The sequence below is a fragment of the Pleomorphomonas sp. NRK KF1 genome, from assembly GCF_023721755.1.
In the GTDB taxonomy this organism is placed as follows: domain Bacteria; phylum Pseudomonadota; class Alphaproteobacteria; order Rhizobiales; family Pleomorphomonadaceae; genus Pleomorphomonas.
Map to the genome: position 1 here is coordinate 716284 of NZ_JAMDLH010000002.1, position 12085 is coordinate 728368.

General features: G+C 63.0%; 8 protein-coding genes. 2 read left to right on the top strand and 6 right to left on the bottom strand.

Going from position 1 to position 12085, the window contains the following annotated elements:
• Nucleotides 1-79 precede the first annotated feature (79 nt).
• Nucleotides 80-2353, bottom strand: coding sequence for an EAL domain-containing protein (locus M4J39_RS08660; RefSeq protein WP_251727405.1), 2274 nt, complete (start codon nt 2351-2353; stop codon nt 80-82).
• A gap of 491 nt (nt 2354-2844) precedes the next feature.
• Here M4J39_RS08660 and M4J39_RS08665 point away from each other — a divergent pair, with 491 nt between their 5' ends.
• Both M4J39_RS08665 and M4J39_RS08670 read left to right on the top strand, forming a co-directional pair.
• Nucleotides 2845-6492: an ATP-binding protein gene (locus M4J39_RS08665; RefSeq protein ID WP_251727406.1), complete on the top strand. Its 3648-nt coding sequence runs from the start codon at nt 2845-2847 to the stop codon at nt 6490-6492.
• A gap of 333 nt (nt 6493-6825) precedes the next feature.
• A complete protein-coding gene (locus M4J39_RS08670; protein ID WP_251727407.1) occupies nt 6826-7119 on the top strand; it encodes a bacterioferritin-associated ferredoxin in 294 nt (97 codons plus the stop codon).
• Between the two features lie 26 nt (nt 7120-7145).
• Here M4J39_RS08670 and bfr read toward each other — a convergent pair whose 3' ends face one another.
• From bfr to M4J39_RS08695, 5 genes are all read right to left on the bottom strand, one after another.
• A complete protein-coding gene (bfr, locus tag M4J39_RS08675) occupies nt 7146-7631 on the bottom strand; it encodes a bacterioferritin (protein WP_251727408.1) in 486 nt (161 codons plus the stop codon).
• 213 nt (nt 7632-7844) lie between these two features.
• Complete coding sequence (locus tag M4J39_RS08680) at nt 7845-8666, bottom strand: ABC transporter permease (RefSeq protein ID WP_251727409.1); 822 nt, start codon at nt 8664-8666, stop codon at nt 7845-7847.
• Between the two features lie 10 nt (nt 8667-8676).
• On the bottom strand, nt 8677-9585 hold the full coding sequence (locus tag M4J39_RS08685) for an ABC transporter permease subunit (protein ID WP_251727410.1): 909 nt from the start codon (nt 9583-9585) through the stop codon (nt 8677-8679).
• An 11-nt stretch (nt 9586-9596) separates the two neighbouring features.
• Nucleotides 9597-10748 (bottom strand): ABC transporter ATP-binding protein, encoded by a 1152-nt coding sequence (locus tag M4J39_RS08690; RefSeq protein ID WP_251727594.1) that lies wholly within the window; start codon nt 10746-10748, stop codon nt 9597-9599.
• A gap of 106 nt (nt 10749-10854) precedes the next feature.
• Complete coding sequence (locus tag M4J39_RS08695) at nt 10855-11955, bottom strand: polyamine ABC transporter substrate-binding protein (RefSeq protein WP_371875421.1); 1101 nt, start codon at nt 11953-11955, stop codon at nt 10855-10857.
• Nucleotides 11956-12085: the final 130 nt, after the last annotated feature.

Here is a 12085-nt window from a genome sequence, read left to right on the forward strand (position 1 = left end):
CCACTTCGCCCCATCGCGCGGTCATCCCGCAGTTTGGTAGCATGCTTTCATCCGCCGTCCCAGACGGAGCCGGACAGGTTCAGGCGGCGACGCCGGCATTGGCGAGGATGTAGTCGAGGCAGGGACCGCTTTCGAGCGGTCTTGAGAACAGATAGCCCTGGAAGCGGGCGCAACCGAGATCGATGAACCGGGGAAGCTGCTCGGGCTGCTCGATGCCTTCCACCACGGCGCGGAGACCGAGCGTACGGCTGAGCGTGACGATCGACCGGATGACATGTTCGTTGAGGTCGCCCTGGCTCGTGAAGGTGAGCGAGCGGTCGATCTTCAGCGTATCCAGTGGCAGTTCGCGCAGGTAGTGCAACGAGGTGTGCCCCATGCCGAAGTCGTCGAGTGCAATGCGGACACCGGCCTTCCGCAGGCGGAGCAACGCACCGATCGCTTGAGCGGCGGGCGCAAGCGAGGTCGACTCGGTGATTTCCAGCTCGACGAGATGCGGATCGAGCTTCTCCTCGGCCAGAACGCGCAGGACCCTCCGGTCGAAGGAGGCATCCTGCAACTGGAGGGGTGAGACGTTGACGGAGACAATGAGGTCGCCGGGCACCGACGAGGCCCAGGCGGCGCGCTGCCGACAGGCAAGACGAAGCACATGCTCGCCCAACTGATCGGCGAAATGCATGTCCTCCGCCAGTGCGACGGTCACCGAGGGGGGAATGAGGCCGTAAATCTCATGGTTCCACCTCAGCAGCGCCTCGACACCGAACACCCGGCGCTCTTCGATGCATACCTGTGGCTGATACTGGAGAAAGAGGCGGTCGGACGATCCGAGCGCGTCCACCAGATCCCGGGCAAGAACGCTGGCAAGATGCCCGGCGGTGCCATGCAGGTCGATCAGCCTATGTCCGTGCACCACCTCGGTCGACTCCGAGGCTTCTATCAGCGTTCGCATCGCCTCGGCGTTGGCAGCGACCCTCAGTCGCCGCGCAATCCGGACGAACGGCAGGTAAAGCACCATTCCGACGGCGAGCGACACGAGCTGCAAGACGACGCCAGCCGACGAACCGGTGGCCAGGTAGCCGCTGAAAAGCGTCGGCATCGTCCAGGAAACCGTTTGGTCGGCCACGGGAACGAAGCCGCCAATCGTCGCCGCATAGGCGATCAGCGATTGCACGACCGGGGTCAGGATGAAGGGAACGACGTAGAGCGGATTCAGGATCAACGGCAAACCGAACAGCAGGGGTTCGTTGACGTTGATGAAAGCCGGCAACAGCGACAACCAGGCAAGGCGACGGATGGCCGGCTCCTTGTCGGAATAGAGAAGTGCGAGGATCAGACAGAGTGTGGACCCGGAACCGCCGTAGGCGGAGTAGATGGGAAAGAAGTTCCAGGTGATGGCCGTGGCCGAGCCGGCGGCTCTGGCCCCATCGGCCGCCGTCATCATCTGCTCCAGCACGGGCGCCAACATGTTGCCCCCGTGCCCGCCGAGGAACCAAATGGACTGGCGGACCAGGACGTAGGCTGCCGAAACCAACGCCGACGGCTCTGCCCCGGCGAAAGGCGCCGATATGGCGGTCGACAAGGTCGTGGTCAGATCCGGTCCGCCAAAGCTCACCTGTATCTGGCGGATCGCGGCGAAGACGAACAGCGTGATCATGCCGGCCGGCAGGATGGAAAAAAGATCGCCGACCAACGGATCGCCGCCGAAGCCGCGCAAGCGAAGACGGAACCGCGGACGACGCGCAAGGAAAAGGAACAAGTAGCTGGCGCTGACGGCTACGACCAACGCCGCCGGCAGTCCACGCGATGACGACAGCGCATCCTTCCAGCGCTCGAGCGTTTCCGGCGCAACGACAATGAAGAAGCATGCCAACGCAACCACGGAGGCACTGGCCGGATTCACCGGGTAGCGATCGGCGCGCGTGCTGACAAGAACGGCCAGCGAATGGGAGAAGCCGGCGACGACGACCAGAGCGACAAGGCCGAAGGTGCCTCCCGCGAGGGTGGAACAGAGCGCGCGCAGGGCCGCGATGACTTCGGAAGGAAGCGCCGAGACAAAGGAAAAGGAAAGAAGCGCGTTGACGAAATGGGCGAACGCGCCGACCAGCACCAGCGGCAAGGAGAGCAGCAGGGCGCGTCTGAGGGCTACCAACAGAGGCCAGGCGGCAAAGCGCCCCATTGCCTCCACGAACTTGGACGACAGGCGGCGGACGAAAGAACCTTCACCACGCAAGGCAGCGGGTGCCGGCGGCACGAATCGTGCCGAGTTCTGATCTGCGATCGGCTCATTTGTCATGGCTGTCGCCCGTCCCGTTACATCGTTGTCGCCGCTCTTCACCGGCAGCTGTACGGACAGCATCCTTGACCAAAATCCTTGCTGAAATACTGAATGGGTGGTCGGAGGCCTTTATTGTTCAACGAAAGCGAGTGTTTCGGCACCCGATGTCGGTTCGCGCCCGAGACTTGGACGTCCGTTTCCGCAAGCTCGTCGTTTTCCGGAGAATTCAGCCATTTGAACCGCCACGTCGAACAAAGGAGCGATACCGAGCTCCCATCTTGTTGACGCAAAACGCTGTTCCACCGGCGGGCGCAAGGCATCCGGAAACAATCGGCATTGTGGCAGATTCAGTCAGATCTTGAAGTTAAGGTTATTGAAAAGTTGCCGGCATAGCCTGTCAATCGACTGTGGCGCTCGCATCGACGCCATATTATTAACGTATGGTTGACTGAAGAAGCTGTACGGGCCGCATCTTGTTGTTAGGTCCGGCCCAATCGACCGGGAACAGCGGAACTTGTTTGTCGGTGCCACCGGTCGAGACGACCCTGTATCGGGAAAGTTGGAGACGCGGCATGTCCGGCGGAGCAGATCTGTTCAGAGTCCTGAGCCAAACGGAAAATCTCGGCGCGCTCGTGGCCGATACTCGTCCATCCCTCGTGGTTGACCGAACCGGTACTCGTTTGCTTTGGGCCAACGCGGCCGGCGCCGCCTTTTTCGGCGTGACGACTCTTGAGAACCTAACGGCTCTGCGGTTTGCTTCCGCCTCTCCTTTCGCGCGCCGCATCGCCACGCTGGACGACATACTGGTCAGCAGCCAGGACCGGATCGAGCGATTGCCCCTGCAACGCGGCCTGTTGCCCCGGCCGACGGTCTGCAAGGCCAGCCGCGTGCAGACGAACGATATCAAGGCGATCCTGCTGACCATTGTCGATGGGACGGGCTCTTTCGCCGGCGATCCGATCGCGGCCTTCGCCACCCTCACCGCGTCTGCCCAGCCCGGCCTTCCTGCGCCCATAGCAACGGTTGGCGAGGATGCCGAAGCAGAACCGGCCGAGGAAGCCGCCGCCGAAGCAATCCAGCCGGATGCAACCGAGCAGGCGGAGGCCAATGACGAAGTTGCCGCCACCGAGACTATCCCCGACGAGATTGTACCGGATCTTGTGGCCGACAACACCGAAGCGATCGTAGACGCCCCCCTGCCGGAGCCCCTCCAGCTGGAGCCCATCGTTGTCGGCGACGTCACGACCGAGGCGCCCGTTTCCGACGACGGCGAGGAAGAAGCGCCGCGTGAGCCGGATGCGCCCACAAACGTCGAGGTCAACGCCGAGGAAGCCGACGCCGAGCCCATCGATGCCGCCATGACGGAAGCCGAGCTAGTGGCCTCCACGGACCTTGAGGATGTTGCCGGCGAAGCTTTGCCGGAACCGATCGAATACGCCCAGCCCGTCTCAGAAGAGGCCGTTTCCGAAGTCGCCGAACCCTCGGCCGAAGACGCTTCGGTCGAGCCCGAAGAAGCGTCGCCGGAGACGCTCCCCGCGCCGACCTTCGTGTTTCCGACCCATGGGAGGGCGGTGCGCTTCGTTTTCGAGCTGGACCCCCTGCTGGCCTTCACCTTCGTGTCGGCCGATCTCGCCGCAACGGTCGGTCCCGACATGGCAGACATTCTCAGCCGCACATGGTCCGAAGTCGCCGGCCGTCTGGAGTTCGATCCGGCGGGACGGGTCGCCGAGGCGCTCGGCCATCGCGACACGTTCACCGGCCTCACCGTCGACTGGCCGGTGGAAGGCGAGCATTTGCGCGTTCCGGCCGACCTGGCGGGCATGCCGGTGTTCGGGCGAGAGCGGGCTTTCCGCGGCTATCGGGGCTTCGGCGTGCTGAAGACCGGCGCTGCCTTCGAGGCCCCGATCCCCGCCGAACCGATCGCCGCCTCCGAACCCGATGAGACGGCCCCGCTGCCGCAGACGGACAGCGCTGCCTCGACCGATGTCGCCGGCGAAATGACCGCAGGCGCGACGACTGTCATTGCTGATGACACCACTGGACAGCTTGTTGCCGACGAGATCGAAATCGCCAGCGACTTCCGGGCGGACGAAACATCCGAAGATGTCGCGCCGCCGCAGGACGTGACGACAGAGAACGACACCGACGCCTTGAGCGACGTGGCCCGCGCATTGGAGGCCCTCGACGCGGACATCACGAACGAACCGGTAACCGACGCGACGGAAGAGCCTGCCGAGACTGATCCAGCGTCGGAGGATGCTGACGAGACAGTTACCGAGACCGCAGACGAGCCGATCGAGATCGTTGCCGTCGAGCCGGAGGAGTTGCCCCCCATCGAGACCACGCTTGAGCCGGGTGGCGACGACATCGACGCCGAGATGGACGACGAGCTCGCCGTTGACACGACGGCACCCGAGCCTGAGGACTTGCCGGACGAGCCCGTAGCCGCCGGGGAAGGCGTGGACGAACTGAAGGAACCGCTACCGCTGGTGCCTCCGCCGACGGAAGAAGACGTGTTGGACGCCGTCGACCCAGAGCCTGTCGCGCCGACGGTCTCGGACGTGACGACCTCGCCGACAACCTCCCATCGCACGACCTTCGCCAGCCTGACCGGCGATAAGGCCCGGGCTCTCTCCAAGCCGGAACGCGATGCCTTCGACAAGATCGCCGAGGCCCTGGCCGATGCCTTCGGTCCGCGCATCATGGCCGAGCCGGCGGATCGTCCTCCGGTCCACCCGGTGCCGGTGGTCGCTCCCAAGGTCGAAGCACCGACCGAGTTGGGACCGTCCATCGACGTTGCTCTCCTCGACAAACTACCGGTGGCGTTGGCGATCCTGAGGGGCGGCGACATCATCCACGCCAATCGAGCCTTCCTCGACCTTTGCGGCTACCCGGACGTTGCCTCGATCGATGCCGACGGCGGTTTCGCCCAGGTGTTCGAAGGCGCCGCTCTCAGCCGCGACGCCGCCATTCCCGCCGTTCGCCGACGCGATGGCATCGAGATCCCCGTATCGGCCCGCCTGCATTCGATGCCCATGGAAGGCGGCATCGCCTCGCTTCTGGTGGTGCAGGAAACGGCCGCCGCCACCAGCCGCGACCGCCTCGCCATCGCCGAGCAGCGGGCAGAAGACATGGAAGCAATTCTCGACACCGCCACCGACGGCGTGCTGGTGCTCGACCACAAGGGGCTGGTCATCGGCGCCAACAAGTCGGCCGAAGCGCTGTTCGGCAATGAGCGGTCGCACATGATCGGGATGGCCTTCGTCGACCTTCTGGCGCCGGAAAGCCACCGCTCCGCCCTGGACTATCTCGACGGCCTCGGGCGCAACGCACTCTCCAGCGTGCTCAACGACGGGCGCGAGGTGATCGGTCGCGTGGCGGGCGGCGGCCTTGTGCCGCTGTTCATGACCGTCGGCCGGGTTTCGACGACCAAGTTCTGCGCCGTGCTCCGCGACATCACCCAGTGGAAGCGGGCCGAGGAAGAGCTGACCTCCGCCAAGAAGGCCGCCGAAAACGCCTCGTCCCAGAAATCCGACTTCCTGGCCAAAATGAGCCACGAGATCCGGACGCCGCTCAATGCCATCATCGGCTTCTCGGAAGTGATGATGGAAGAGCGCTTCGGGCCGGTGGGCAACGACCGCTACAAGGAATACCTGCGCGACATCCACGTGTCGGGCACCCACATCATGAGCCTTGTCAACGACCTGCTCGACCTCTCGAAGATCGAGGCAGGAAAGCTCGAACTGACCTTCGAGGCGGTGGGACTCAACGACGTTGTTCGGGAATGCGCGGCGCTGATGCAGCCACAAGCCAACCGCGAGCGGATCATCATCCGCACTTCTCTTTCCTCGAGCCTGCCGCCGGTGGTGGCCGACAACCGCAGCCTCCGGCAGATCATCCTGAACCTCCTGTCCAACGCCGTGAAGTTCAACTCGGCTGGAGGACAGGTCATCATCTCGACCCTCTATGAGGAGTCCGGCGAGGTGGTTCTGAGGGTGCGCGACACCGGTCAGGGTATGAGCGAGGGCGACATCGTCAAGGCCATGGAGCCCTTCCGCCAGCTCTCGACGTCGCGAACCGGTGGCGGCACCGGGCTCGGTCTGCCGCTGACCAAGGCATTGGTCGAAGCCAACCGCGCCTCCTTCCAGATCGACTCGACGCCCGGTCAGGGAACGATGATCCAGATCACCTTTCCCTCGACGCGAGTTCTGGCCGAGTAGCGGCGAACCTGCAAGCTTTAAACATGACACCCGGCGGTCCGTTCCGCCGGGTGTTTTCGTTCGAGCCGTCGGAACAGGAAAGTTGTCGGCAGGCTCGTTTCAGCCCTGCACGCTCCGCCCGGCAGATCTGCACCGCCGAGCGCGGGTTTACACGTGCTTGAAAATGAAGTTGAGAATGATTATCAACAAAGATGCGAAGGCGAAGGGTTCGATACCTAGAGCACCCGCCGATCAGGTTGAATCAACCTGATCGAAAAGCGGCTGCTTCAGCGAATGCTCTAGTACCCGAGCAAGCCACGGAAAGGGCGCTAGGCACGCCCCCGGAGTTCATCGATGATCGTCTGTCATTGCAACGTCCTGACCGTCGAAGACATTCAGGGCGCCGTTGACGAACTGCTGACCGAGATGCCGCTGCGGGTCATCACGCCCGGTCTCGTCTATCGCCGACTGGGAACGCGCGGCCGCTGCTGCGGCTGTTTCCCGCTGGCGATCGACGTCATCAACGCTCATATCGAAAAGCGACTTGCCGCCGACGATCTGGCCGAACGCCGGCAGCAGATCGTCGAACAGCAGCGCGCCTATCGCGAGAACATGCCGACACGTCGCCGGGTCACGACGCCGGCCTGACGTGTCGGATGGTCCGAGCGTCGGGGTCAGTCGACCTTGTCGGTGCTGTCGGCGTTGAGCTGGATGTAGGCGGCTTCGCCGATCTTGTCATAAAGGGCGATCTGCGACTCCAGGAAGTCGATGTGCCCTTCCTCGTCCTTCAGAAGATCGGTGAACAGCTCCATAGATACGTAATCGCCTTCCTCGGCGCACAGCAGGCGCGAGGCGCGATAGGAGTTGCGGGCGTCGATCTCGCCTGCGAGGTCGGCTTCCAGGATTTCCCGAACAGTCTGGCCGATACGAAGCGGCGGAATGGTCTGAAGGTTGGGGTGGCCCTCAAGGAAAATGATGCGGGAGATCAGCCTGTCGGCGTGGTGCATCTCCTCGATCGACTCCTCGCGCTCCTTCTTGGCGAACTTGGTGACGCCCATATCCTCAAGGAGACGATAGTGGAGCCAATACTGGTTGACGGCGCCGAGTTCGAGGAACAACGCCTCGTTCAAACGCTCGATGACCTTCTCATTCCCACGCATGAAAACCTCCTTGGTTAGAATTCTTCTAACTTACGACAAGTCGGAAGAAATGCAAGCTGTCTTCGCGTGGGCGCACCCCCGTCCGGCTCACCCGGAAATCACTGTAGAAGCAAAAGTCTGGCCCGGGCAATTGACCCGAGGTCGGATTTATCCGGCGACGCTCCCAAACGAGGGCATCCAGATCTCGCGGATTTAGGCCGCCCCCGTTCGGGCTCAGCCCGCGAGGAACACGGCACGCTCGGCCTTTTCCTTTTCCACCTGCGAGCGGTGCGACAGCACCGAAGCTGCTATGACGCCGACGGCGATCACCGAGATCAGGATGGTGGAGATAGCGTTGATTTCCGGCGTCACGCCGAGGCGGACCATGGAGTAGATCTTGATTGGCAGCGTAGTGGCGCCGGGGCCCGTATTGAACGAGGCGATGACGAGGTCGTCGAGCGACAGCGTGAAGGCCAGCATCCAGCCGGCAACGACGCCCGGCAGGATCAGCGGCAGGGTGATCAGGAAGAAGGTCTTCACCGGCGGGCAGCCGAGATCGAGGGCCGCTTCCTCCAGGCTGCGATCGAGCGTGACGAGGCGCGATTGCACCACGACGGCGACGAAGCACATGGTGAGCGTCGTATGGGCGATTACCACCGCCCAGAAGCCGCGGTCGAAACCGATGGCGACGAACAGCAGCAGAAGCGACAGGCCGGTGATCACCTCCGGCATGACAAGCGGTGCGTAAACCATGCCCGAGAACAGGGCGCGACCGTGGAACTTCCTGTAACGGTCGAGCACCAGAGCGGCCATCGTTCCGAGCACGGTGGCGAAGGAGGCCGAGATGATGCCGACGCGAATGGTCACCCAGGCGGCGTCGATGATCGCCTGATCATGGACCAGCTCGACATACCACTGCGTCGAAAAGCCGCCCCACACCGTCACCAGCTTGGACGCGTTGAAGGAATAGACCACCAGGATCAGGATGGGCACGTAAAGGAAGGCGAAGCCGAACACCAGCGAAGTGATGTTGAACCAGCTCGTGGACTTGTTCATGGCGCGCTCCTCAAGCCTTCTTCTGCTGATTCTGGAAGATGACGATCGGCACCACCAGGATGATCAGGAGCACCACGGCCACGGCCGACGATACCGGCCAGTCGCGGTTGTTGAAGAACTCGGCCCACAGCGTCTTGCCGATCATCAGCGTCTCGGAGCCGCCAAGCAGATCGGGGATGACGAACTCGCCGACAATCGGAATGAAGCACAGGAAGCAGCCGGCGATGACGCCGGGCAGCGACAGTGGGAAGGTGATCACCCAGAAGGACTTCGTCGGCGGGCAGCCGAGGTCGGCGGCGGCCTCAAGCAGCGTCGCATCCAGCTTTTCGAGGGCCGCGTAGAGCGGCAGCACCATGAAGGGCAGGTAGGAGTAGACGATGCCGATGAACACCGCGATCTCGGTGTTGTAGACGTGAATCTGCTCGTCTGGCCCCAGGATGCCCAGGCTTTGCAGGGCGATGGTGATCAGCCCTTCCGGCTTGAGGATGCCGATCCAGGCGTAGACGCGGATCAGGAAGCTCGTCCAGAACGGCAGGATCACCGCCATGACCAGTGCATTGCGCAGGCTCTTGGGCGCGCGCGCCATGCCATAGGCGATCGGATATCCGACGATGAGCAACAAAATCGTCGACACCAGCGCGATCCGCAGGCTGGACAGGTAAGCCGAGTAATAGAGCGGGTCCTCCGTCAGGAAGACGTAGTTGTCGAAGGTGAAGTCGGAGAGCTTCGCCAAGAAATCGCCGAGACCACCGATCACCGGCACGTAGGGCGGCATGGCGATCGCCGTCTGCGACAGCGAAATCTTGAAGATGATCAGGAACGGCGCAAGGAAGAACAGCAGGCTCCAGAGATAGGGAACCGCCACCAGCGCCCACTTGGCGAGGAAGGGCTTCACGTCTTGCGTCCAGCGCTCCGCCATGGCCCGGTCCTTCACTTCAGCAGGATGACGCCGGCATCGGCCGGCCAGGTCAGGTACACCTTGTCTTCCCAGGTGATCGGCCGTTCGACGATGCGCGTCAGATTAGCGACGGTGGCCTTGACGATGGACCCGCCGGCAAGACGAACGCGATAGACCGAAATGTCGCCGAGATAGCCGATGTCCCACACCTCGCCGGACAGCACATTGGGCGTGCCGACCGGCGGCGCTTCCAGCGAAATCTGCACCTTCTCCGGGCGAATGGCGAAGCCGGCCTCGGCCCCGACGGTGACCTCGCCCGGCCCCGCCTCGGCGACGATCGTGGCGTCGACCCCGGCGCAGTGAAGCGTGACGTTGCCGTCGTCGACGGCGGTGACCGTGCCGTCGATCAGGTTGATGTCACCGACGAAGTCAGCGACGTAACGCGATGCCGGCTGCTCGTAGATCTCGGAGGCAGTGCCGATCTGGGCGATGACGCCATGGTTCATGACGGCGATGCGGTCCGAGACCGTCATCGCCTCTTCCTGGTCGTGTGTGACGATCAGGAAGGTCATGCCGAGCTCCATCTGGATGTCCATGAGCTCGAACTGGGTCTCTTCGCGCAGTTTCTTGTCGAGGGCGCCCAGCGGCTCGTCGAGCAGCAGCACCTTCGGACGTTTGGCGAGCGAACGGGCGAGCGCCACGCGCTGGCGCTGACCGCCGGACAGCTGATGCGGCTTGCGCTTGGCGAACTTCTCGAGCTTGACCAGCTCGAGCATTTCGGCAACGCGCGTGCTGATGTTGGAGGTGTCCATGCCCTCCTGCTTGAGGCCGAAGGCGATGTTGCCCTCCACCGTCATGTGCGGGAACAGCGCGTAGGACTGGAACATCATGTTGACAGGGCGCTTGTAGGGCGGAATGCCCGACAGATCCTTGCCGTCGAGCAGGATGCGCCCCTCGGTCGGCTGTTCGAAGCCGGCAAGCATGCGCATCAGCGTCGTCTTGCCGCAGCCCGACGGCCCCAGAAGGGCAAAGAACTCGCGCTCGTAGATGTCGAGCGTCAGATTGTCGACGGCGGTAAAATCGCCGAAGCGCTTGGTGACGTTCTCAAAGCGGATGAACGGCTTGAGCGTCGGATCGTCCCAGGGAGCAAACTTGCGTTTGATCGGCCCAACCGCCTCGATCATCATCGGAACCCTCGTTTCCACCAGCCTGACGTGCCACCGCCACCCGTCACATGCAAGCACCCGGCCAGATGGCCGGGCGCTTTTCGACAGTTCCTTGAGGCCTGCGTTACATGCCCGTCTTGACCGAGGTCCAGACGCGGGTCAACACACGCTGCGCCTTGGCATCATAGGGTGTGGTCGAGAACAGGTTGGCCAGCGTCTCCTTGTCGGGGTAGATCGCCGTATCCGCCAGGATGGCCGGGTCGACGAACTTCTGGGAGGCAAGGTTGCCGTTGGCGTAGGCGACGTAGTTGGTCGACTTGGCGATGACTTCCGGCCTCATCATGAAGTTCATGAAGGCGTGGGCGGCATCCGGGTTCGGCGCATCCTTGGGGATCGCCATGATGTCGAACCACATGTTGGCGCCTTCCTTGGGGATGACGTAGTTGATGGTGACGCCGTTGTTGGCCTCGGCGGCGCGGTTACGCGCCTGCAGGATGTCGCCCGAGTATCCGACGGCAAGACAGATATCGCCGTTGGCGAGCGCGTTGATATACTCCGACGAGTGGAACTTCTGAACGTAAGGCTTGACCGAGGCGAGCAGCTTGCCGGCCTCTTCCATGTCGGCGGCATCCTTGGAGTCGGGGTTCTTGCCGAGGTACTTGAGAGCGGCCGGAATCAGCTCTTCGGATGCGTCGAGGAACTGCACGCCGCAGTCCTTGAACTTGGAGACGATCTCCGGCTTGAACACCATGTCCCAGCTGTTGACCGGCGCGTCGGGCATGATCGCCTTGATCTTCTCGACGTTGTAGCCGATGCCGGTGGTGCCCCACATGTAGTCGACGCCGTACTCGTTGCCCGGATCATACTCGGCGACGCGGTTGGTCACTTCCGGCCACATGTTGGAGAGATTGGGCAGCTTGGACTTATCGAGCGGCTGATAGACGCCGGCACCGATCTGGCGAGCCAGGAACGGACCGGTAATCACCACCACGTCGTAGCCCGAGCCACCGGCCAGCATCTTGGTCTCGACGATGTCCTGATTGTCGAACACGTCGTAGACCACCTTGATGCCGGTCTCCTTGGTGAACTCCTCCAGCACGGATTCGTCGATATAGTCCGACCAGTTGTAGACGTTGACGACCTTTTCCTGGGCCGCGGCCCCCGTCGCGAGCGCGACCGTCAGCGCGGCGGCACCCAGAAGACGCTGTCTCACCATTTTCGTCATGCTCCCTGTTCCCCTGTCGCGGCCGCCCTTCGTCCCCACGATCGCGAAGACGCCGGGGTTCTCCGGCACTTTCAATCGTAGAACGACGAGAGAATCCGGCGTTCTACGCACATGGCGGTGGGCGCATTTA